This window comes from Pseudarthrobacter sp. fls2-241-R2A-127 (assembly GCF_030209355.1).
GTDB lineage: Bacteria > Actinomycetota > Actinomycetes > Actinomycetales > Micrococcaceae > Arthrobacter.
Window position 1 is genome coordinate 135,245 of sequence record NZ_JARVSF010000006.1, and the last position, 22,685, is coordinate 157,929.

Annotated in this window: 17 protein-coding genes and 2 pseudogenes; 11 read left to right on the forward strand and 8 right to left on the reverse strand. The window is 67.4% G+C overall.

Translation table 11 applies throughout. From position 1 onward, the window contains the following. The first annotated feature begins 100 nt into the window (after positions 1 to 100). Positions 101 to 403, forward strand: a complete 303-nt coding sequence (locus QRN53_RS03790; protein WP_285242689.1) for an antibiotic biosynthesis monooxygenase family protein — start codon at positions 101 to 103, stop codon at positions 401 to 403. 224 nt (positions 404 to 627) lie between these two features. On the opposite strand, the gene QRN53_RS03795 is transcribed toward QRN53_RS03790, so the two are convergent. From QRN53_RS03795 to QRN53_RS03805, 3 genes are all read right to left on the reverse strand, one after another. Then, positions 628 to 2,241, reverse strand: a complete 1,614-nt coding sequence (locus QRN53_RS03795; protein WP_285242690.1) for an AMP-binding protein — start codon at positions 2,239 to 2,241, stop codon at positions 628 to 630. 116 nt (positions 2,242 to 2,357) lie between these two features. Beyond that, on the reverse strand, positions 2,358 to 3,017 hold the full coding sequence (locus QRN53_RS03800; RefSeq protein WP_285242691.1) for a response regulator transcription factor: 660 nt from the start codon (positions 3,015 to 3,017) through the stop codon (positions 2,358 to 2,360). Beyond that, a complete protein-coding gene (locus QRN53_RS03805; RefSeq protein ID WP_285242692.1) occupies positions 3,014 to 4,324 on the reverse strand; it encodes a sensor histidine kinase in 1,311 nt (436 codons plus the stop codon). The genes QRN53_RS03800 and QRN53_RS03805 overlap by 4 nt, the downstream gene beginning before the upstream one ends. Before the next feature lie 167 nt (positions 4,325 to 4,491). On the opposite strand from QRN53_RS03805, the gene QRN53_RS03810 reads away from it, so the two are divergent. Further along, positions 4,492 to 5,595 carry an FtsX-like permease family protein gene (locus tag QRN53_RS03810; protein ID WP_285242693.1) on the forward strand — a complete coding sequence of 368 codons (1,104 nt, stop codon included), beginning with the start codon at positions 4,492 to 4,494 and terminating at the stop codon, positions 5,593 to 5,595. 28 nt (positions 5,596 to 5,623) lie between these two features. Further along, a complete protein-coding gene (locus QRN53_RS03815) occupies positions 5,624 to 6,322 on the forward strand; it encodes an ABC transporter ATP-binding protein (protein ID WP_285242694.1) in 699 nt (232 codons plus the stop codon). An 80-nt stretch (positions 6,323 to 6,402) separates the two neighbouring features. On the opposite strand, the pseudogene QRN53_RS03820 reads toward QRN53_RS03815, so the two are convergent. Then, a pseudogene (locus QRN53_RS03820) lies at positions 6,403 to 9,424 on the reverse strand (exo-alpha-sialidase). Between the two features lie 84 nt (positions 9,425 to 9,508). Between QRN53_RS03820 and QRN53_RS03825 the strand changes: the two are divergent. Then, positions 9,509 to 11,206, forward strand: a complete 1,698-nt coding sequence (locus tag QRN53_RS03825; RefSeq protein ID WP_285242695.1) for a sialidase family protein — start codon at positions 9,509 to 9,511, stop codon at positions 11,204 to 11,206. A 4-nt stretch (positions 11,207 to 11,210) separates the two neighbouring features. On the opposite strand, the gene QRN53_RS03830 is transcribed toward QRN53_RS03825, so the two are convergent. Continuing rightward, on the reverse strand, positions 11,211 to 12,104 hold the full coding sequence (locus QRN53_RS03830; protein ID WP_285242696.1) for a DUF4862 family protein: 894 nt from the start codon (positions 12,102 to 12,104) through the stop codon (positions 11,211 to 11,213). 151 nt (positions 12,105 to 12,255) lie between these two features. Here QRN53_RS03830 and QRN53_RS03835 point away from each other — a divergent pair, with 151 nt between their 5' ends. From QRN53_RS03835 to QRN53_RS03865, 7 genes and pseudogenes are all read left to right on the forward strand, one after another. Next, positions 12,256 to 13,896, forward strand: coding sequence for an ABC transporter substrate-binding protein (locus QRN53_RS03835; RefSeq protein WP_285242697.1), 1,641 nt, complete (start codon positions 12,256 to 12,258; stop codon positions 13,894 to 13,896). 18 nt (positions 13,897 to 13,914) lie between these two features. After that, positions 13,915 to 14,871, forward strand: a complete 957-nt coding sequence (locus tag QRN53_RS03840; RefSeq protein ID WP_285242698.1) for an ABC transporter permease — start codon at positions 13,915 to 13,917, stop codon at positions 14,869 to 14,871. 3 nt (positions 14,872 to 14,874) lie between these two features. Further along, positions 14,875 to 16,994 (forward strand): annotated as a pseudogene (locus QRN53_RS03845) (dipeptide/oligopeptide/nickel ABC transporter permease/ATP-binding protein). Beyond that, on the forward strand, positions 16,991 to 17,797 hold the full coding sequence (locus QRN53_RS03850; RefSeq protein ID WP_285242699.1) for an ATP-binding cassette domain-containing protein: 807 nt from the start codon (positions 16,991 to 16,993) through the stop codon (positions 17,795 to 17,797). The pseudogene QRN53_RS03845 and the gene QRN53_RS03850 overlap by 4 nt, the downstream one beginning before the upstream one ends. A 43-nt stretch (positions 17,798 to 17,840) precedes the next feature. Further along, positions 17,841 to 18,758, forward strand: a complete 918-nt coding sequence (locus QRN53_RS03855; protein ID WP_285242700.1) for a dihydrodipicolinate synthase family protein — start codon at positions 17,841 to 17,843, stop codon at positions 18,756 to 18,758. A 10-nt stretch (positions 18,759 to 18,768) separates the two neighbouring features. Further along, positions 18,769 to 19,734, forward strand: coding sequence for an ROK family protein (locus tag QRN53_RS03860; protein ID WP_285242701.1), 966 nt, complete (start codon positions 18,769 to 18,771; stop codon positions 19,732 to 19,734). Continuing rightward, positions 19,731 to 20,459, forward strand: a complete 729-nt coding sequence (locus QRN53_RS03865; RefSeq protein WP_285242702.1) for an N-acetylmannosamine-6-phosphate 2-epimerase — start codon at positions 19,731 to 19,733, stop codon at positions 20,457 to 20,459. The genes QRN53_RS03860 and QRN53_RS03865 overlap by 4 nt, the downstream gene beginning before the upstream one ends. A 28-nt stretch (positions 20,460 to 20,487) precedes the next feature. On the opposite strand, the gene QRN53_RS03870 is transcribed toward QRN53_RS03865, so the two are convergent. From QRN53_RS03870 to QRN53_RS03880, 3 genes are all read right to left on the reverse strand, one after another. Then, positions 20,488 to 21,012: a YbhB/YbcL family Raf kinase inhibitor-like protein gene (locus QRN53_RS03870; RefSeq protein WP_285242703.1), complete on the reverse strand. Its 525-nt coding sequence runs from the start codon at positions 21,010 to 21,012 to the stop codon at positions 20,488 to 20,490. A 79-nt stretch (positions 21,013 to 21,091) separates the two neighbouring features. Continuing rightward, positions 21,092 to 21,766: a hypothetical protein gene (locus QRN53_RS03875; protein ID WP_285242704.1), complete on the reverse strand. Its 675-nt coding sequence runs from the start codon at positions 21,764 to 21,766 to the stop codon at positions 21,092 to 21,094. 93 nt (positions 21,767 to 21,859) lie between these two features. Next, on the reverse strand, positions 21,860 to 22,624 hold the full coding sequence (locus QRN53_RS03880; protein ID WP_285242705.1) for a glucosamine-6-phosphate deaminase: 765 nt from the start codon (positions 22,622 to 22,624) through the stop codon (positions 21,860 to 21,862). Between the last annotated feature and the right edge of the window lie 61 nt (positions 22,625 to 22,685).

The following is a 22,685-nucleotide window of genomic DNA, read 5'->3' on the forward strand; positions in this document are numbered from 1 at the left end:
AGCGCTTAATTTTAAATTTCCGTGCATTCCGTTGTCCATGGTGAATGCGGACGCAAGCGAACGGCGCCGGAGGGGCGGCAGGGTCTGCCAGAATTGCCCAGTGATTACTGAACACGCCCTCCTTCCGGTCCTGCCGGGCCGGGAAGCCGAATTTGAGGCTGCTTTCGGCCAGGCCAGGGCGATCATTGCCTCCATGCCGGGTTTCCGCACGTTATCGCTTTCCCGCTCCATGGAGCCACCGGGCACGTACCTGCTCCTCGTCGAATGGGAGACCCTGGAAGACCACACCGTTGGCTTCCGCGAATCCCCCGAGTACCAGCAATGGCGCCGGCTGCTGCACCACTTCTACCAGCCATTTCCGGTCGTGGAACACTTCGTGGCAGTGTCCACGGCAGCACAGTGAAGAACGTTTAATTGGGGCAGCCCCCGCGCGAGTCTCGCTCCAGCGCGGGGGCTTCCAGCGCTTCCTGCCGGGGAACTGACGTGGAAGCACTTAAGAAGTACCGGCCGGCAGCCGCAGTCGACGCTGGTCACGCCCCGCTTTAGCCAATCTTGAGCCAACCTTGAGCGGCACCCCGGCAAGGACCCACGGCGCCGCACGGCCGGCGTCGTCCGTTCGCGGTCCTGCTAGCTGCCGGGGGCTGCTGCCCGCTGCTGCCTCAGGATGTAGCGCTGCAGCTTTCCGGACGGCGTCTTGGGCAGGTCCTGCACGAAGTGGATACGGCGCGGATAGGCGTGTGCGGCGAACTGCGTCTTGACTGTGGCCTGGAGTTCGGCCACCAGGGCATCGCTGCCGGTGAACCCGTCAGCCAGGACAACGTAGGCTTCCAGGACTTCTCCGCGCAGTTCGTCCGGAGCGCCCACCACGGCACTTTCTGCCACTGCCGGATGCGTGGACAGGACGCTTTCCACCTCAAACGGACCAATCCGGTACCCGGCCATGATGATCACGTCATCGTCCCGCGAGGAGAAGAAATAGAAGCCGTCCCGGTCCACCATGCCGGCGTCCCCCGTAAGGTACCAACGCCCGTCCTGGCTGAACCTTTCGGCGGTCTTCGCCGGTGCATCCTGATACCCCTTGAACCACATCATGGGGCTCTCCGCCACGTTGACGGCAACGCGGCCCAGTTCACCCGGCGCGGCCGGCTCGTCGGCGTTGTCCTTGAGGACCGCGCAACTCCAACCGGGCAGCGGCCGGCCCATGGAACCGGGCCGAAGCTCCGTCCTCACGTCGTCATGCCAGGCGTTGATGATCATCATCCCGTGCTCGGTCTGTCCGTAGTGGTCCCGCACTGGAACGCCCAGCACCTCCCGGGCCCAGCTGATCACCTCGGGGGTCAGGGGCTCGCCTGCGGACGATGCACGGCGAAGGTGGAAAGGGCCCGCTGCGGCGTCGGTTTTCGCGCGCATGGTGCGGTACACCGTGGGAGCAGCGGCGAAGTTGGTGACGGAGAACGCCTCCAGCACTTTGAAGCTGAGTTCCGGGGAGAACCCGGGGCGCAGCAGGAGGTTCCGCCGTCCTGCCGCCAGAGGGCCGAGGATCCCGTAGTACAGGCCGTACGCCCAGCCGGGGTCTGCCGCGTTCCAGAAGACGTCCTCAGCACTGACGTCAAGGCCCAGTTCGACGTACTGGCGGAAAGCCGCCAACGCACGGACCGGTACCGGGACACCCTTGGGAACGCCCGTGGTCCCGGACGTAAAGATCAGCACCAGGGCGCCGTCACCTCCCACCGCCTCGGCCGGGATCCCTGCCTGCTGCCGGGCCAGGAGAGGCGCGAGCGCCAAGTCCGGCTGGGCGGCTTCCTCACCGGCAACCACGACGGCGGCCCCGGTTTCCTGGATCTTTGCCCGCTGGTCCGCATCGGTGATCACCGCCTTGGCGCCGGAGGCGGTGAGGCGCAGTTCGATGGCAGGCCAGGCGAACGCCGTGAACAGCGGCACGTGCACGGCGCCGCGCCGCCAGATGGCCAGGAGCATGACCACCAGGTCTGCAGATTTTCCCATCAGGGTGGCCACGGCGTCTCCAGGCCCGATCCCCAGTTCCGCCAGGGCCGCGGCTCCCCGTTCCGACCGCTCCCGCAACTGGCCATACGTGATGTCCTCCGCGGACAGGTCGGCCGCGACCACCGTGAAGGCAACGCCGCCTGGATCGTGGCTGTCGCACAGGAGCTCGGCCGCGCAGGCATCGGCCGCACCGTATGTGGCAAGAAGGGCATCAACGGGTGGAACCGGACGGGACATTCGTTCTCCTTTGAACAACAGCACCTTGAAGCACCGGCATTTGTAAGACGGTGGAATCAACCTACTCCACTGAGATCGCCGTCACATGCTGTGCCCTGCTGTCATGCGCCGACAGGTCAGCCCCTGGCGCCGGGCGGCCGGATGATCCGCCGCTGGGTGGCGGCAGCGATTGCGGCAGTGCGGTTATCCACGCCGAGCTTGCCGTAGATGTGCACCAGGTGCGTCTTCACCGTGGCCTCCGAGATGAAGACCTGCCTGGCGATAGCACGGTTGGACAGGCCGGTGGCCAACAGTTCCAGCAACTGGACTTCCCGCGGTGTCAGCGACGTTCCCGGGTTGCTGATCCGGTCCATCAGCAGAGCGGCCGCCCGCGGTGCCAGGGCAGTGCCGCCCGCCGCGGCCTGCAGGACCGCCTGACGCAGCTGTTCCGGCGGGGCGTCCTTCAACATGTACCCGCTGGCGCCGGCTTCGACGGCTGCCAGGATATCCGCATCGGTGTCGTAGGTGGTGAGGATAAGCACCGGCGGAGCTGGTTGAAGCTTCCGGATCTCGGCGGTGGCCGTGACGCCGTCCATCCCGTCCCCCATTTGCAGGTCCATGAGCACCACATCCGGCACCTCGCCCAGCGCCGTCAGCCGTGCGAGTTCGTGCAGAGCGGCCCTGCCGTCGGAAGCTTCGGCGGCAATGGCAATGCCCTCAAAGCCGGTCAGCATGGCCCGCAGGCCGGCGCGCACCACCGGGTGGTCATCCACCAACAGGACCCGTACTTCGCTCACTTTTCCTCCAGGGGCAGCCGGATGGCCACCACTGTCCCCTCACCCGGGGCGGACTCCACCGCCAGGGAGCCGTTCAACGCCGCAACGCGCTCCCGCAGCGAGCGCAGCCCGAACCCGCTGCCGTCCGCCGAGTCCGCCGCACCTGCCGCAGCCGCCGGGTCAAAGCCCGTGCCGTCGTCGTACACGTCCATGGTTACCTCGGTGTCCAGGAAGGCAAGGGTGACGACGGCGTTCGCGGCCCGGGCGTGGTCGCGGACGTTGGCGAGGCTCGCCTGCGCCGCCCGCAGCAGGGCCACGCGCACGGGCTGGGGCAGATCCTGCGGCCCGCCGTCCACCTCCAGCCGGCACCGCAGCGCAAGCCCCGCGGCGGCGGCGCCGGTCTCCGTAGTCCCGCACAGCCGGCGCAAGGCCTCCACCAGCGTGGTCCCCTCAAGGTGGGGCGAGGACAACCCGCGCACAAAGCTGCGGGCCTCGGCGAGGTTGTCCGCCGCGGTCTGCTGCACCAGCGCCAGCCGGGCGGCTGCCGTCGGTGTGTCACTGTCCGCCAGCGACTGCTCGGCGGCCCGCCCCAGGAGCACGATGCTGGAGAGCCCCTGCGCCAGGGTGTCGTGGATTTCCCGGGCCAGCCGCTCCCGCTCCGCCAGCACCCCGGACTGGTGCTGGGAGCGGGAGAGTTCCTCCCGGGTGCGGCGCAGCTCATCCGCCGCGCGCCGCTGGTTTTCGGCTTCCCGGTAGAGGGCCGCGTAGGCGAGGCCGGTGATCACGGCGAAGATGGCACCCAGGACGGGTCCGACGACGGCGGCCGCGTGCGGGGCCGGGGCTCCGCTCGCGGCCCACTGGGAGGCGATCACCGCCACGGTCATCAGGCTGATAGTCAGCAGCGCCGCGCGCCGCGGCAGCAGGTGCAGGTGCAGGAAGAAGATGGGGAAGGCCAGCCAGGCGAAGTCGGCGCTGCCGGCCAGCAGTGCCGCCCACAGGGCCGTGACGAGGCCCAGCCACAGCAGGCCGTAGCGGCGGGGGTTGAAGCCGATCCGGGCTTCCGCGTGCCGCTTTTCCAGGACGGTCCCCGCCAGGTAGATGGCGGCGAGGACGACGGCGGCGCCCGCCCAGACCCAGCGCAGCGGCCCACCGGCCGTCAGCATCCGCAGCAGTCCGACGGCCAGCAGCACGGCAAACCCTGCGTGCAAGGTGACGCGCAGGACCGTCAGGATGGCGGCCGAGGATGCATTTTCCAAAGCTTCCAGTGGCCCCCTGGCCGGTGCGGCGCCGGTTTTCTCCGGGGACGGCGGCAGGGGCGTGGCAGGCATTTCATCAGCTTATGCCGGGACCGCAGGCAGCGGATCAACCGAAAGGTTGACTGCGGCCTCAACCGTTCCATTCCTGCCAATCAACCGTCCCCGCGATGCCGCCGCGCACTGCCGCCGGGAGAGTGGAAGGACCAAGAGAATCCACCCCTGCTGAGAGAAGAAACAACGTGTTCCTGGCAATCCGCGATATCCGCTTCGCCAAAGGCCGGTTCGCCATGATGGGCGGCGTCGTAGCCCTGATCACCCTGCTGCTGGTCATGCTGTCCGGCCTGACGGCGGGCCTCGCCGAGCAATCCACATCTGCCATCGGCAAGCTCGGTGCCTCCGCCGCGAAGCCGGTGGATGCCATCGCGTTCGGCGCCCCCGGAGCCGGCACACCCAAGGCGTCCTATACGGAAAGCTCCGTGACGGCCGGCCAGGTGGACCGGTGGAAGAACCAACCCGGCGTCCAGTCCGCCGAGCCGCTGGGGATCACCCAGACCCGGGCGCTGGCTGCCGGCGGCGCAGGCACGGCGAACGTCGCCGTTTTCGGCGTCCCGGCGGGCAGCCTGCTGGCGCCGGTTGAGGTCTCCGCCGGGACGGCGGTGCTGGGCTCTTCGACTGCGGAAGCGCTGTCCGTTGGCCAAGGGGACAAAGTGTCTGTGGGCGGCGTGGAACTGGGCGTCGCCGCCGTGGTGCCGGACCAGTGGTACGCGCACACCAGCGTGGTGTGGACGGCGCTGCCGGCGTGGGCAAAGGTGGCGCACGTGTCCGACCGGGACCAGCTGGCCACCGTCGTAGCCGTCACCTACACGGACAGGGCCACGGTGGATGGGGCTGCGGCCAACGCGGCGGCCCGGACGGTCAGCGAATCCCGGGCCGGATCATTCCAGGCGCTGGGCTCCTTCAAGAGCGAAAACGGGTCCTTGACCCTGATGCAGGCCTTCCTGTACGGGATCTCCTCGCTGGTGATCGTGGCCTTCCTGACGGTCTGGACCATCCAGCGGACCCGCGACATCGCCGTGCTGAAAGCCATGGGCGCCCCGGGCTCCTACATCCTCCGCGATGCCATGACCCAGGCGGCCATCGTCCTCGTGGCAGGGGCCGCCGCCGGCGGAGCAGTGGGCGTTGCCGCCGGGTTCTTCGCCGCCAAGGTGGCCCCGTTCCAACTGAACGCGGCCACCACGGTGCTTCCCGTCGTCGGGATCATTGCCCTGGGCCTGGCCGGCGCCGCACTCGCCGTCCGCCGCGTCACCAAGGTCGATGCGCTCCTGGCGCTCGGCGGCAACTAACCCATCCCCCTCCTGAAAGGAACCCCCAATGTCCCCCTCCGCTCCACTGAGCCTGGTCAACGTCACCCTCGAATACCCCGACGGCGGCGGGACCACCACCGCCCTGGACCAGGTCAACCTGACCGCCACGGCCGGGCAGCTGGTCTCGCTGGTGGGCCCCTCCGGCTCCGGCAAGTCCAGCCTCCTTGCCACCGCTGCCACCCTGGTCCGCCCCACCCGCGGGCAGGTCATCATTGACGGCACGGACACGGACGGCCTCAAGGACCGGGAACTCACCGCCCTGCGCCGGGAGAAGGTGGGCATCATCTTCCAACAGCCCAACCTGCTGGCATCACTCACGGCCGCCGAGCAGCTCATCATCAGCGACCACCTGCGGGGCAGGTCCGCCAAGGCGGCCCGGGCAAAGGCTGCGGAACTGCTGGACGTCGTCGGGCTCGGTGGCAGCGCCCGAAAACTGCCGCACCAGCTCTCCGGTGGCCAGCGCCAGCGGGTGAACATTGCCCGGGCACTCATGGGCAATCCAAAAGTGCTGCTGGTGGACGAGCCGACCGCCGCCCTGGACCACGAACGCAGCGCCTCGATCATCGGGCTGCTGCGCCAGGTGACCACCGAGTTCGGGGTTGCCACCGTGATGGTAACCCACGACACCGAGTTCGTCCCGCTGACGGACCTGGTGGCCACCATGCGTGACGGCAGGCTCACAACGCCCGTGCTGGCGGAAGCCTGAACCCAGGCCTCAACGCGGGTGGCCCCGGCGGGATCACCGCCGGGGCCATCCACGTCAATGCTGCACTTTGGGCAGCCGGGCTAGCCCTTCGGGGTCACCTGGAGCCGGTCGAACGAGACCTGCTTGCCGTCCTTGTCCAGCACCACCACGTCATCGCGGCCGTTTTGCACGCCGGCGGGCAGGATGAATTCCACCGTGTTGTCCGTGGTGGGGAAGATCCAGCCGATCCGGTCGCTGCGCTTGTTCAGGTAGACGTAATACCACTGGCCGTAGTCGAGTCCGGCGAGGACCACTTTTTGGCCGTTGCGGTACTTGTCCGCGGTGCCGAGGTCGAACGGTGCAACCTGCCCATCCAGGTCCTGCACCGCAAGCGCGGGGACCAGGTCCGGCTGCACAGGCTGCACAGCCAATTGGATGGCACCGCCGGTCACCGAGACGGACACGCCTTTGGCACCGTTGTTTGCCGTGGCCGCGAACCTGACCGGTTCAAGCTTCCCGGCCGCGACGTCCGCAGCGGTCAGGCTGTGCGTGCGGGTGGCGGCCAGGGTGGCGCCCGCCGCCAGGTGTGGTGCCGCGATGCCGGCATCCGGCGCATCCACAGCGTCCAGCGATACGTTTCCTGCGTTGCCCAGGGTGTAGGTGTAGGTGACGGTGTCGCCGACAGAGGCGTATCGGTCACCATCCACGTCCGTCCATTCTGCCGCGACGGTACCGTCAAGCCGGGCATCACGGACCTTGAGGTCCACTTCCCCGCCGTTCACGGCATAGGTCCGCGTGGTCTGGCCGGCCGCACTGACGTCCCATGCGGTATCCGGGACAAAGAACCCTTGGTCCGCTTCGGCTGCCGTCACAGTGTGCCGGGGCGTCGCACAGGTGTAGGCCTGTCCCGCAGGGAGGACGCTGTAGCGGCAGTTGCCCGGCCCCTCGGGAAGGAATGGGCTGAAGTTGCCGGCGGTGGGGACCACTTTTTCCACCAGCGGGCTGCTGTTGGTGACATCAAATTTGTAGGGGAACGCCTCGCCTGCAGTGTACGGCTGGGTGGTGAGGTCGCGGCCGGCGTCGTTGCGGCTGCCTGCGATGCCGGCGGACACCAGCCCGTCCCGCAGCGGCACCGCGGCCCCGCTGTTAGCAACGGTCTTGGTGAGCGTCGGCGTCGCGCTGGCCGTGATGCTGAACGTTGCCTCGGGGACGAAGTAGCCGCGGTCGATGTCCTGCGCAGTCAGCGTGTGCTTGGCCGTGGTGCAGTTGTAGGAGGCGCCGGCGGCCAGGTTGTTGTACCGGCAGTTGGGGGCCGACGGCGGCAGGAACCCGGCATCGAAGTTCCCCGAGACCGGCACCGAGTTGGCCGTCACGTTCGCCGTGCTTTTGACGGTGAAGGTGTACCCCAGCACGTCGCCGGCTTTGTAGGGGTTGGCGGCCACGTCCCGGGCGGGTGCGGTTCCCGTGATGGTGAGGCCCACCTGCGGCGCCACCGGCACGGTGGCGGTGAACGTGAACTGCGAGACCCGGCCGTCCGCCGTCGTAAGCGCCGCGTTGAGGCTCTGCGGCCCGCTGGCCGTGGCCGCCGCTGTCAGGGAGACGTTGACGGTAACTGAGGCGCCGGGGGCGACGTCGGGCACGGGCACCGTGGTGGCGGACCAGCCGGCGGGGGTGTAGACGGTGGCGGTGGCTCCTGACAGGGTGGCGGGTTCCTGGTTGGTGACCGTGACCGCCACCTGCTGGGTGGCACCGGGTGCCGTGGTGACGGCGGGGACGGACAGGGGTGCGCAGGCGTAGTTGAGCCAGGCGTCGTCGAAGGTGGAGAACTGCATGTTGTCCGTGTAGTTCCCCTCGTAAAGGACGCCGAACCTGCCATCCTCCAGCCGGGTCACGGTGGAGTAGGCGGAGAACCCGGGACGGATGGTGCGCACCCCGGGCCAGGTTGCGCCGTCGTCGCACGAGACCCGGGCGGAGACGTTCTCGCGCGCGGTCTTGGAGTTTGCGTTGGTGAAGACCAGTTTCCTGGCGTCCGCCGAGCCCTGGGCGGCGTTGGGGAACATGCGGGCGATGGAACCGTTGTTGGCCGGATCCGGCAGCTCCGTGTCCTGGGTGACGGGACCGTAGGTGGCCCCCGCCGTCGCTGGAAACCGCAACCTTCCGGTAGCCCTGGTTGGCGTTGTCCCTTGAGTTCAGCAGGACCCTGCCGTCGGAGAGCTCAACGGTCTTGTTCTCATCCATCCGGTCGCCCAGGTTGGCGCCCTTGTGCCAGGTGGCACCGTGATCGTCCGAGTAGACGCTGTACGCCTGGATCTTGTTCGTGCCATCGGCCTGACGGACGTCACCGGCGTACTGCTGGATCAGCCGGCCCTTGTACTGGCCGTACTTGAGCTGGATGCCTTCGCCGGAGGAAGCGAAGTTGGACCTTACATCACCCGCAGCCGGGTTGGTGGTGCTGGTGCCCGGCTTGGTGACGTTGGTGATGAGTCGAGGCCGGCCCCACGTGAGGCCGCCGTCGGAGGATTCGATCACGGCGGAGGAGATGACGTTGCGGTCCGCGTCATCATTGCCGAACTGGCTGCCGCCAAAGCCTTGGTCCTTGGAGTAGACGAAGAACGCGAAGACCTTGCCTGCCTCCGCGTCGTAGACGTAGGAGGGATCGCTGTAGCCGTATTTCGTCGCACTGGCGTCAGCCACGTGGCCTGCGGCAATCACCTGCACCGGCCCCCACGTGCGCCCGCCGTCGGTGCTGCGCCGCTGGACGATCGAGTTGGGGTTGGGTGCGTCCGCGGAGCTCCCCGGCCGCCCGTCCCAGGCTGCCAGGACCACACCGTTGCCGAGGTAGGTCAGCGCCGGGATGCGGTAGAAGAAGTTGTCCGCGGTGCGGTCTGCCCCCAGGTTGACCTCCTGGAAGTTTCCGGGCGGGTTGGTTGGGCTGTTGGAAGGAATGGGCGCGGCCTGCGCCGCAACGCCTCCGGCAAGCAGTGCCAGGGCAAGGGCAGCTGCTCCGGCGGTTCTGCACAGTGTCAGGGGTGTGCTGTGTCTCTGGGAATGTGGCAAAGGGACTGACCTTTCTGGATGCCGCGGCAGTGCGGCTCTCGGCAGGGCGTCACCGTCGGGGACCATCAAAACATTGTTCCCACTACGTACAACGTCCTACCAATGTAATGTGCCGGCTGTCACAAAGCCAGAGGCGGCTATGCTGTAGATGTGACATCCCATCTCCTGCCTGCCATCCCCGCCGCGCGCCCCGCCGTCGAGCATGTCCTGGCGGCCCGTGGCCGCGGCGGCTACCGGCAGTACCGCATCCCCGCCCTCGCCGTGACCGCCAAAGGGACACTGCTCGCGGACTACGACGGCCGGCCCAACCTGGACGACCTGCCAAATCCCATTGATCTGCTCATCCGACGCAGCACGGACAGCGGGCGCACCTGGAGCGGCCAGGAGGTGGTGCGAACCGGCACCGGGCTGGAAGGATTCGGGGACCCCAGCCTGCTGATTGACGCCGAGACCGGACGGATCTTCCTCTTCCACGCCGCCGGAACCCACGCCGGCTTCTTCGAGGCCACAGCGGGAAGGGACCACCACGACCACCAGGTCCAGCATTGCGATGTCAGCATGTCGGACGACGACGGCCTCACCTGGCAGCACCGGCGCATTACGGCAGACCTCAAGGCAAGCAGCGGGCGGGAGATCACGGGGATCTTCGCCGCGGCCGGGCAGGGGATCCAGATCCACTGCGGCCCGTACCGGGGGCGGCTGGTGCAGCAGTATGTGGTGTTGAGTGGGGGCAGGATCATGGCAGCCTCGGCCTACAGCGACGACCATGGCGATACCTGGCGACTCGGCCAACTGATCGAGGGGACAGCCGACGGCGGAGCCCCCAACGAGAACAAGGTGGCCGCGCTCAGCGATGGCAGGCTGCTCCTGCACAGCCGGGCCACGCCGCGCCGCCTTGCGGCCGTCTCCGACGACGGAGGCCACAGCTGGAGCACGCCCGTTCCGGTCGCGGACCTTCCCGATCCCAGCGACAACGGTTCACTGGCCCGCTTCGACGGGCTGCCGTCCGTCACCGGCCTGGCCGCGCCGGCCACGGATTCCTGGCTGCTGGCCACCAACAACCAGGACCCCAACCTGCGCCGCAACACCATCCTGAGCCTGTCGCCCGACGACGGCACCACCTGGCCTGCCAAACTCATGCTGTGCCCGGGCAGCTCGGCGTACTCCACCGCCACCCGCCTGCCGGACGGCAACATTGGCGTGCTGTACGAACGCCAGGGCTACCGGGAGATTGTTTTTGCCTCGGTACCGTCCGGCCAGCTCACCGGCCAGCTTTCGTCACCGGATGAAGCGGGGCCTGACGCCGGTCTGCCGCCCTCGGAGCCGGGCCTGGTCTTCGACATGGAGTTGCGGTCCATCACCCCCGGACTTCCCGCCGTATGGCAGAACGCCGGCGAGTTCCATGTAATGGCGTCCGGCGGAGACGGCTGGGGCGCCGAGTCCTGGAAGGAGATCGGCCACGCCTACTCCCCGGACCAGGCCCAGGTCCTGGGCACCCGGGAGGCGCAGGACCTGAACTACGGACCGGTCATTCCCGGGTACAAGCCCGGGGACATTCTGGCATTCACCGGCAGGGCCCGGAATGACGGCAGCCACACCCTCCGGAACGTACGCCTGCACGGGCCCGGGGCTGGGGAGTTTCCGGCAACCGACCTGCTGCCGGGCCAGGAGGTCCTCTACTTCACTCCCACCTGGACAGTGACGGCGGAGGACACGAAACAAGCAGTCTTCGAGATTGCCTTCTCGGTGGAAGCCGAGGCTGGTTCCGGCCGGCAGCAGTCAAGCCGGACCTTCCGCTGTGATGTGGCGACGGGAGCCATCACCGCAGCCGACAGCGCCGGGCCCTGAGCCGCTACTCCCCTACCAGGACCGACATCTGCCGAATGCGCTCCACACGTTCGGACGGCGACAGCTCCTGCGGCCCAAGCCCGATCTTGAATCCAATGATGGGGAGCGGCCCTGCCGTCGCCAGACACCGGTCGATTTCGCGGCGGTTCAGCACGGAACTGGGTGGCGCCCCTTCCACTTCCACGGCAGGGAGGTGCGCATCGATCCATGCATAGCCAAAGCCGGTTTCCTCCGCCGAGCAGCCGGAAAAGACCAAACCTTCAAGGACGCCTGCGTCACGGCCGAGGGCCAGGTGCTCAACGGCGGTATTTGGATTTCCCGATTCAATGACCGAGCGCGCCCAGTTGACCGTCACGCCCATCCGCTCCCAGCCCTGGGCCCTGAGCGAAACAGCGATGTCCACCTCCTCCGCGAACGCCAGGAAGCCCTTCTCCGGGCTGGCGCCCGGACGTGGGGCGTCGCAGTGTTCGATCAGCACCCGGGTTGAGCCCCATTCCCACTCCAGGAGCTCCTTCAGGGATTCCTCGAACCAGTGGGCGGAGGCGCCACCGGTGGGCGCGGAGTGCAGTTCAACGGCTTCCACCACATGCCCGGCATCCCGCAGCCGGAGGACATAGTCCCGGACACCCGACGTGAAGTCGAGGGCTTCGCGGCGCCCCGCCGCGTCGGCGGAGGCCAGCCCAAAGGCCCTATTGGTGACAAGCCGCTGGGTGGTCCCGGGAATGGCGGTGACCACGGCGGACCAGCCCTCCGGCGCTCCTGCCGGCCAGCCGGTACCGCCGTAAGGGCCATAGGGAAGCTCGAGTCCGCGGATCGGGGATATGGCGGAAAGGCCCCGGTAGAACTGCTCCCGCAGCTCGACGGGCTGGGCGGGATAGGCACCGACTATCAGTGACAAGGAATCTCCATTCGCGAAGGGTCTGGCAGCACGCCAGAAGGAAATGCAGAAAACATTAGTCCACTTGACGCTGGCTGTGATGGGACTTACAGTTTCCCATACGAGCTAGGACATCCTACATCCGATAAACATCTCCTGAACGGTGAGGCCAATGAACAACATCAAGAACCTGCCGCTGGTCAATGACGCCAGCCGCCGGAACTTCCTCAATCTCGGCGGGGCCATGGGCCTGGCCGCAGCCTTCGCCAGCTCCCTGGCCGCGTGCGGTGGACCCGCCGCCACCACCAGCAGCTCCACCACCAACACCTCGCCGATCAATAAGGACCTCACTATCGAGGCCGGCATCTCCTACGCACTCTCCACCGGCTTCGATCCCATTTCCTCCTCCGGCGCCACTCCAATGGCCGCCAACCTCCACGTCTTCGAGGGCCTGGTAGAGCTCCACCCGGCAACCCGGGAGCCCTACAACGCGCTGGCTGCTTCCGATCCCAAGATGGTGAACCCCACCACCTACCAGGTGGCCATCCGCGAGGGCGCAACGTTCCACGACGGCACCCCGGTCACCCCCGAGGACGTGGTATTCTCCTTCACCCGGGTCATGGATCCCGCGAACAAGTCCCTGTTCTCGCAGTTCATCCCGTTCATCCAGGACGTCAAGGCGCTCGATGCCAAGACCGTGGAATTCAGCCTGAAGTACGCGTTCCCCGGTTTCGGGCCGCGCATCTCCGTGGTGAAGGTGGTGCCCAAGGCCCTCACCAACTTCCCGGCCGGTTCAGATCAGCTGAAGTCCTTCGATGCAAAGCCCGTCGGCACCGGTCCATACAAGCTGATCTCCGCCGTCAAGGACGACAAGATCATCTTCGAGGCCAACCAGGCGTACAACGGACCCATGGCCGCCCTCGCCAAGGGCATGACCTGGCTGCTGCTCTCCGACGCCGCCGCGCGCGTCACCGCCATGCAGTCCGGCCGCGTGCAGGCCATCGAGGACGTCCCCTACCTGGACATGGAAGGGCTTAAGTCCGCTGCCACCGTTGAGTCCGTGCAGTCTTTCGGCCTGCTGTTCCTGATGTTCAACTGCTCCGCCGCGCCGTTCGACAACAAGCTGGTCCGGCAGGCCCTGCACTACGGCCTGGACAAGGACTCCATCATTAAGAAGGCACTGTTCGGCAACGCCAAGCCGGCCAGTTCCTACTTCCAGGAGGGCCACCCGGACTACGTCAAGGCCAAGAACGTCTACACCTACGATCCGAACAAGGCCGCAGACCTCCTCAAGCAGGCCGGGGTCTCCAGCCTCGAGTTCGAGCTCTTCACCACGGACACGGCGTGGGTCAAGGATGTGGCGCCTTTGATGCTGGAGTCCTGGAACAAGATTCCAGGAGTCAAGGTGACCCTCAAGAACCTGCAGTCCGGTGCCTTGTATACGGACCGCGTCGGCAAGGGCGACTACAAGGTGGTCGCCGCACCCGGCGATCCCTCCGTCTTCGGCAACGACGCGGACCTCCTGCTGAGCTGGTTCTACGCCGGCGACACCTGGATGAAGAACCGCGCCTTCTGGGGTTCCACCCCTGAACGCGCCCAACTGGTGGACCTCATGGCCAAGGCCGGCCAGTCGTCCAAGGATGACGCCAAGAAGCTCACCGGGCAGATCGTGGACCTGGTCTCCGAAGAGGTTCCCCTCTACCCGCTCTTCCACCGCCAGCTTCCCAGCGCCTGGGATGCCAAAAAGCTCAGCGGCTTCAAGCCCCTACCCACCACCGGAGTTTCCTTCGTTGGTGTGGGCCGCACCGCCTAGCCCAAACCGGAGACTACATTGACCACGATATTGCGCCTTCTGGGCCGGAGGCTGGCAGCCCTGCCGCTGATGGTCCTGGGCATCACCCTTCTGGTGTTCCTCGTCCTGCAGGCAGCCCCCGGCGACCAGGCGAGCAGCGCACTGGGCGAAGGGGCCAGCGAGGAAGCGAAAGAGCAGTACCGCCAGGCCAACGGCCTGAACGATCCGCTGCTGCTGCAGTACTTCCGCTTCCTCGGCAAGCTCCTCCAGTTCGACCTGGGGGTCACTACTCCCCCGGCGAAATCCGTGGCAAGCATGATCGGCTCAGCCTTCCCCCTGACGCTGCAGCTGACGTTCCTGGGCGTCATCATCGCCGTCGTGGTCTCGCTGGTCTTCGGCATCATCGGCGCCCTGTACCGGGACAAATGGCAGGACCAGCTGGTCCGTGTCTTCTCCATCGCCGCGGTGGCAACGCCGTCGTTCTGGCTGGGCATCCTGCTGATCCAGTGGTTCGCCCTGGGCCCGGCGCCGCTGTTCCCCTCCGGCGGCATTGCCACCCCGGAATCCGGCTTTGGCGGGTGGCTCAACTCCATGGCCCTGCCCGCCCTTGCCTTGGGCATCCCGGTCTCAGCGTCCCTCATCAGGGTGGTCCGCACCTCCATGGTGGAGGAGCTGGACCGGGACTATGTTCGCACCGCCATCGGCAACGGCGTCCCATACCGGGAAGTGGTCTCCAGGAACGTGCTCCGCAACGCCCTGGTCACTCCGGTCACCGTGCTGGGACTGCGGATCGGCTACCTGCTGGGCGGCGCCGTCGTCATTGAAATGATCTTTGCGCTGCCCGGCATGGGCCAGCTGATCCTCAATGGCATCACCAACCTGGACGTGAACCTGGTGCAGGGCGTGGTGCTGACCATCTCGGTCACCTTCGTCCTGGTGAATATCGCCGTGGACCTCCTTTACCTGCTCATCAACCCCCGAATCAGGACCGTGTGACCCATGCGCAGCAAACTCGCTGAACGTCTGAGCGCCCCCGGACTCCGCTTCAAGGCCCTCCCCTGGGGCTCCCGGCTGGCCCTCGCCTTCCTGGTGGTGATCTCCGCCGCGGCCGTCTTCGCGCCTGTCTTGGCACCGCATGACCCCTTGGAAACCTTCACGCCGGCCACTCCCCCCGGCGCCGAGCATTTCTTCGGCACCGACCGGCTGGGCCGCGACATCTTCTCCCGCCTGCTCTACGGTTCCCAATCCTCGCTGATGATCGGACTGGGCGCCGTAGCGCTGGCAGTCCTGGCCGGCGCCCTGCTGGGCTCACTCGCCGCGACGTCCAGCAAGGCCGTGAACGAGCTGCTCATGCGCCTCATGGACATCCTGATGGCCTTCCCGGGCATCGCCCTCGCCGCGGTGCTGTTGGCGGCCTTCGGCAACTCGGTTCCCACCATCATCATTGCCATCGCCATCATCTACACCCCGCAACTGGCGCGGGTCGTCCGCGCCAACGTGCTCTCCCAATATGGCGAGGACTATGTCCGGGCGGAACGGGTCATCGGAGCGGGCCGGTTCTACATCCTGGCCAAGCACATCGTGCGCAACACCGCCGCCCCCGTCTTGGTGTTCGCAACGGTGATGGTGGCCGATGCCATCATCCTGGAAGCATCGCTGTCCTTCCTGGGCGCCGGCGTGCAGGATCCCGCCCCCTCCTGGGGCAACGTCATCTCCTACGGCCGCAACCTCGTTTTGTCCGGCGGTTGGTGGGCCACCACCTTCGCCGGCCTCACCATCCTCCTCACCGTCCTGGCGCTGAACATCCTCGCTGAGGGGCTCACCGACGCCATGGTCAATCCCCGGCTGCGGCGCGCGCCGGCGGTGCAGGACGACGACGGCGCTGCGGCGTCGGTGGCAGGCGCGGCTGTCGCCGTGGTGGACACGGAGGTGGCCACCTCGGTTGCCCAGCCGTCAGTCGTGGAACAGCACGAGCTCGACGGCGTCCGCGCCGCGCCTGCCGCGAATGCCGGCGAGCGCGACCTGGCCTCTTCCGCCCTGCTGACCGATCACCGGGTGGCTGCGGCCAACCCGCACGCCCTGCTGGACCGCGAACTGGAACTACTCGCCGCCGTCGAGGCCACCCGCACGGACCGGCTCCCGCAGGTCCCGGCGGACGCCCGCACCATCCTGGAGGTCAGTAACCTGTCCATCCGTTTTCCCAGCCGGTTCGGTGACACGGCCATCGTGGACAACGTCTCCTTCACCGTCCGCGAAGGCGAAACCATGGGCCTTGTGGGCGAATCGGGCTGCGGCAAGTCCATCACCTCGCTGGCCATCATGGGTTTGCTTCCCAAAACCGCCAAGATCACCGGTTCCATCCGGTTCGACGGCAAGGAACTTCTGGACCCGGCTGCCAGCCACAGCAACGCCAGGGCGTACCAGGGCCTGCGCGGCGAGCAGATCGCCATGGTCTACCAGGATGCGCTCAGCTCGTTGAACCCGTCCATGAAGATCAAGGACCAGATGACGCAGTTGACGCGCCGCGGCGGACGGAAGACGCCAACCGAGCTGCTGGAAATGGTGAAGCTGGATCCGGTCCGGACCCTTGCCAGCTATCCGCACGAGCTCTCGGGCGGCCAGCGCCAGCGTGTCCTGATCGCCATGGCGCTCTCCCGCTCACCCAAGATCGTGGTGGCGGACGAGCCGACCACCGCCCTGGACGTCACGGTCCAGAAGCAGGTAGTGGACCTGCTCAACGAACTGCGGGAACAGCTGGGTTTCGCCATGGTCTTCGTCAGCCACGATCTCGCCCTGGTGGCATCCCTGGCGCACCGGATCACGGTGATGTACGCGGGCCAGGTGGTTGAATCGGCCCGGGCCTCGGAGCTGCTGCAGAACCCGAAACACGAATACACCCGGGGCCTGCTGGGGCCGTACTCTCCATCGAAGCCGACGCCGTCCGGCTCCACCAGATCCCGGGGACCGTACCGTCGCCGCAGGATTTCGCCCCCGGTGACCGGTTCGCGCCGCGGTCCCTGCGCGCTGACGCCGATCCCAACCAGCGGCTGGTCCTTACCGCAGTGGGCGGCGGGGCGGACCACTACTGGGCCAGCCACCTCAAGGAGGATGCCAAGTGAGCGAATCCACCGGCAAGCCGGTCATCGAACTCAAGGACGTAAAAGTCCACCACCGGGCCAGGACTGGCGGCCTGTTCCGGCCAAACATCGTCAAGGCGGTCAACGGCGTGGACTTCACCATCAGCCGCGGCGAAACCGTGGGCATCGTGGGTGAATCCGGCTGCGGCAAATCCACCCTCGCCTCCGTCCTGGTCGGCCTGCAGGTGCCAACGTCCGGCCAGGTGCTGTTCCACGGCAGGCCCGCCATCAAACGCAACGCTGCCATGCGCAAGGAGTTCGGCCGCGCCGTATCGGTGGTCTTCCAGGACCCCGCCACGGCACTGAACCCGCGCATGACCATCCAGGACATCCTCACGGACCCGCTCCAGGTGCATGGGATCGGCAACGCCGCTTCCCGCACTGCCAAGGTCAAGGAACTCCTTGCGCTGGTGGGCCTGCCCGCCTCCGCAGCGGAAGTCACGCCGTCGCAGGTTTCCGGCGGCCAGCGCCAGCGCGTGGCCATCGCCCGCGCCCTTGCGCTGGACCCGGACATCATCGTTGCCGATGAACCCACCTCGGCGCTGGACGTTTCCGTCCGCGCCCAGGTCCTGAACCTGCTCTCGGACCTGAAGACCCAGCTGAACCTGGGCATGGTGTTCATCTCCCACGACATCCAGACCGTCCGCTACGTTTCCGACCGCATCTGCGTCATGTACTTCGGCGAGATCGTGGAGGAAGGTCCGGCGGCCCAGGTGTTCGACACTCCCCGGAACGACTACACCCGCAAACTCCTCGGTGCCGCACCCAGTTTGCTGCACACCTGACATTTTTATCCCCACCTCTTACAACCACGCATTGGAGTTTTCCGTGTCTTCCCAGTTCTCGGGCGTCATCCCCCCTGTCGTCACCCCCCGCCACACAGATGGCAGCATCGATACTGCCTCGCTGCAGAACCTCACCAAGCACCTGCTCGACGGCGGGGTGTCCGGGCTTTTCGTCCTGGGCTCCTCAGCGGAGGTGCCCTACATGACCAACGCCGAGCGTGCACAGGTGGTCAGCACCATCGCCGAGGCCAACGCCGGCTCCGTGCCGCTGGTCGTGGGCGCCAACGAACAGACCACCAACCGCGTCATCGAGGAAGCCAAGCGGGTGGTGGACCTGGGCGCGGATGCCATCGTGGTCACCTCCATGTACTACGCCATCGGCAACGCTGACGAAACCGAAACGCACTTCCGGAGCATCCATTCAGCCGTTGACGCCCCGGTCTTCGCCTACGACGTCCCCGTCCGCACCCACTTCAAGCTGCCCACCGACCTTCTCGTCCGGCTGGGCCGCGACGGCGTCATCGCCGGCGTCAAGGACTCCTCCGGGGACGATGTCGCCTTCCGCCAGCTCCTGCTCGCAGCCCGTGACATCGACAACTTCGACATCTTCACAGGACACGAAGTGGTGGTGGACGGTGCCCTGCTCGGCGGCGCCCAAGGCGTTGTGCCGGGCCTGGGCAACGTGGATCCGCGCGGCTACCGCAACCTGGTGGACGCTGCAGCTTCCGGCGACTGGGCAAAAGCCGCCGCCGAACAAGACCGCCTGGCCGACCTCTTCGAGATCGTCTATACCCCCAATGGACGCGTTTCCGGCGGGGCGGCCGGGTTGGGTGCCTTCAAGACGGCGCTGCAGATCATGGGCGTCATCGAATCCAACACCATGAGCGCGCCCATGCAGGCACTGAACGAAGAAGAGACCACCGCGATCAAGGTCATCCTCGAACGCAACGGCCTGGTGTAGAGCCCCGGTGATGTACTCCGTCGGTGTTGATCTTGGGGGCACCAAGACTGCTGCGGGAATTGTTTCCTCCGCTGGCGAGGTCTTGTTCCCGGAGACCATCCCCACGTTGAATCGCGACGGCGGCCCCGTCATCCTCGATGCCACTGCCGGCCTGGTCAGGCGGCTGATCGGACGGGCCGCCGCAGCCGGAATTGCCGTCGGACACGTCGGTATCGGTTCCGCAGGGGTCATCGACGCCGCGCGCGGCGTGGTGGTTGCCGCCACGGACGCCATCCGCGGCTGGGCCGGGACGGAGCTGACCGCAGGCCTGGCCGCCCGGCTTGACCTCCCGGCGTCGTCCATCCGGGCGGTCAACGACGTGCACGCCCACGCCCTCGGCGAAGCCTGGACCGGTGCCGCCGCGGGAACCACCAGTTCGCTGCTGGTGGCGTTCGGCACCGGCGTGGGCGGCAGCTTCGTGGTGGACGGCCGCCCGGTCCTCGGACACCGCCACGCCGGAGGCCACGTGGGCCACTTCGCCTCACCGCACGCCTACCACGGGGGCGCCGCCCTCGCATGCGTCTGCGGCGGTGCCGGGCATGTGGAGGCCATCGCGTCCGGCCCGGCACTCCTGGAGGCATACCTCCGCCTGGGTGGAACGGCTCCAGCCAGCGATGCCCGCGCGGTATTCGCCTTAGCTGCGGCCGGTGATGCCGCCGCGGCCAAGGCAATCCTCGCCGCCGCCACCGCTGCCGGCCAGGCGGTGGGCGGGCTGGCCAACATCCTGGACCCCGAAATCGTGGTGGTCTCTGGTGGTTTGTCCGATGCCGGGCCGTCATGGTGGGAGCCCATGCGGGTGGCACTCGAAGCCGAATTGCTGCCCGCCCTGGCAGGCCTTCCGGTGGTCCCCGCTGCCCTGGGCAACGCCGCCGCCATGGTGGGCGCCGCCCGCCTGGCCATCACGCCCCTCCACACCAGCCAAGGAAGCACGCCATGATCCTCTCCCCCGACGCCCTCAAATCCCTGCGCGGCCGGCTCATCGTGTCCTGCCAGGCGTATCCGGGCGAACCCATGCGGGACCCCCGCACCACCGCGCAGGTAGCTGCCTCGGCCGTGATCGGCGGAGCGGCGGCGGTCCGCGTGCAGGGCGTGGCTGATATCCAGCACACCCGCTCCGCCGTCGAGGTTCCGGTCATTGGGCTCTGGAAGGACGGGCATGACGGTGTGTTCATCACCCCCACGCTCCGCCACGCCCTGGCAGTGGCGAACGCCGGCGCCCACGTGGTGGCGATCGACGGGACGCGCCGCGAGCGCCCGGACGGGCTTTCCCTGGCGCAGACCGTGGCGGGAATCCACGCCGAATCGCATGCCCTGGTGATGGCGGACTGCGGCTCGCTTCAGGACGCTGCTGCGGCGGTGGAAGCCGGGGCGGACCTGGTGGGAACCACCCTTGCCGGCTACAGCGGCGAGCGCCCCAAAACGTCCGGCCCGGATCTGGACCTGCTGGCAGAGATTGCGGCGGCCGGGTTTGATGTTCCGCTGATTGCCGAGGGCCGGATCCACACCCCTTCCCAGGCCCGCCAGGCCCTCGACGCCGGTGCCTTCGCGGTGGTGGTGGGCACGGCAATAACCCATCCCGCCACCATCACCGGCTGGTTCGCGGACGCGCTGACGCAGCCCGGCCAACAGGACTCACCCGAGGTTCTGCGCGCAGCCCTGTGATCCGCCAGGACGTCGATTCAAGCTCTTTTCATTGAACTTCGAACGTGGTGGTCAGCCTGGCCCGTCCGATCGCGTGGGTGAAAAGCTGGAAACCGAGGTAGGCGGGGCTTGCATCCGCAGGAATGTCGAGTTGTTCCACATCCACTGCGTGAACCACAACGTGGTAGTGGTGGGGACCGTGTCCTTCCGGAGGGGCCGCACCCACGAAGCCCCGGAAGCCGGCATCGTTCAACAGCTGCACCGCACCGTCGGGCAGGCCGTCCTCGGCTGCGCCTGAAGGAAGCGACGTAGTGGACGCTGGCAGGTTGAAGGCCGCCCAATGCCAGAATCCGCTGCCGGTGGGAGCGTCCGGGTCAAGGACAGTCACGGCGAAGCTCTTGGTCTCCGGCGGGAACCCTTCCCAGGAAAGTTGCGGAGACCTGTCTTCTCCGCCGTCGATTCCCATTTTCCCACTCGCCTGGGCTGCGGGAAACGGCTGCCCGTCCTGGATGTCGGTGCTGTGCAGGGAAAATTCGGGAAGCTGGGGAAGGGCGGCGTATGGATCGTGGGACATCTGTGAAGGACCTTTCCTTACGACTGGATTGGACGTGCCGGCACAACGCGGTGGGAAAGGGTTGTGCCTGGTGCACACTCTAACGCCGGGTGCCGCGGATAAGTTCGATGGCGCCGGACTGATTGGTTCGGGCCGCAGAAGCGCCGGTGAAGTGCGGCGGCGTGGCCGGCAACGGGGCCCCGCCCTGCGGATGGACCAGCAGGTTCCGGTGCAGCGTCACCCAGCCCTCCTGTTCCATCCGGCGGTGGTCGAACTGGTCGGGCACGAACAGGACGTCACTGCCGTCCACATCGGGAAGGTCCACCAGCGGGTCCCTGCCATCCCCGACCGCATGGCACGCTTCCCCGTAGGACAACCTGTCATCCCACGCAGCCTTGAGTACCAGGCAGGCCACTCCGGACGTCTTGCCGGGTGCGGCGTAGTAGGTCACCGATTCATAAGAGGCAAGGAACCGCGATTCGCCAATCCTCGCCTCGCCTTCCTCGTCCTGGATGGCCAGGACGGCATCCTGCTTAGTCAGCTGCCGCGCCAGCACGTCCACGGTGCCGGGAACAGGCATGAAGAACTGGACGTAAACGAACCCGAGGACCGCGCATGTGCCCACGCCGACGGCGGCGGATAGAGCGATGATGAGCTTCCAGAACAGTGTGAGGGGCGGCCCCGCCACCCGGCCTGCCCGACCGTGCGCCGATCCCCCGTCAGGTTGGCGCTGATGGCCGGTCCCGGACGCGTCCGGGTAGTCAATGGTGTTCAAGCGCTGCCCCCTCAGGCTGGTGATCTCCCTGCACGCTACACCGTGCCGGCGGAGTCACCGGCGCATTGCCGGGCATGTCAGTTCAGGCAGGCACTAAACGCCGACGGCGGTGTCCTCCACCCGCACGGCCACCACTCCGCCGGGACGCAGGTTCGCGGCGGCCGCTTCATCGGCCACGACCGTGACATGCGGGTGGCGCTGCAGGACCGAGGCAGGGCAGTCCGCCGTGAGGCATCCCTGCAATGCCGCCGCCAGGATGTCCGCCTTGTCCGCCCCATGGGCAACGAGGAGCAGGTGCCTGGCTTCCATGATGGTCCCCAGCCCCTGGGTGATGCATTGGGCGGGGACGTCCTCCGGCGAGGCAAAGTACCGGGCGTTGGCCTCCCTGGTCCGGTCCGCGAGGTTCTCCACACGGGTCCGGGAGTCCAGGGCGGAACCGGGTTCGTTGAAGGCGATGTGGCCGTTGTGGCCGATACCCAGGAGCTGCACGTCGATGCCCCCGGCCCGGCTGATGGCCGCGTCGTAGTCGGCGGCCGCCTGCTGGGGGTCAAGAGCGCCGCCGTCGGGCACTGAAACCCTGGCCGGATCAAGGCCCAGCCGTTCGGTCACCTCGCGCCGGACCACTTCCGCGTAGCTTTGGGGGTGGCCGGAGGGCAGCCCGACGTACTCGTCCAAGGCGAAGGCGCGCACTCCGGACATGTCCAGCCGGTGCCTGGCGAGGGCCGCGTAAACGGGAAGCGGCGATCCGCCCGTCGCCACGCCAAGGACCGCGTCCGGCTTGGAACGAACGACGGCGGCGAGGATCCCTGCCGCGACCGTACCGGTAGCAGCAGCATCGGGGACAACAAAGATTTCCAAGGCGGGGACTTTCTGGTGGAAGAGAGCGAGGGAGCGGCAGGGCATGCGGCAGCAGGGCCGG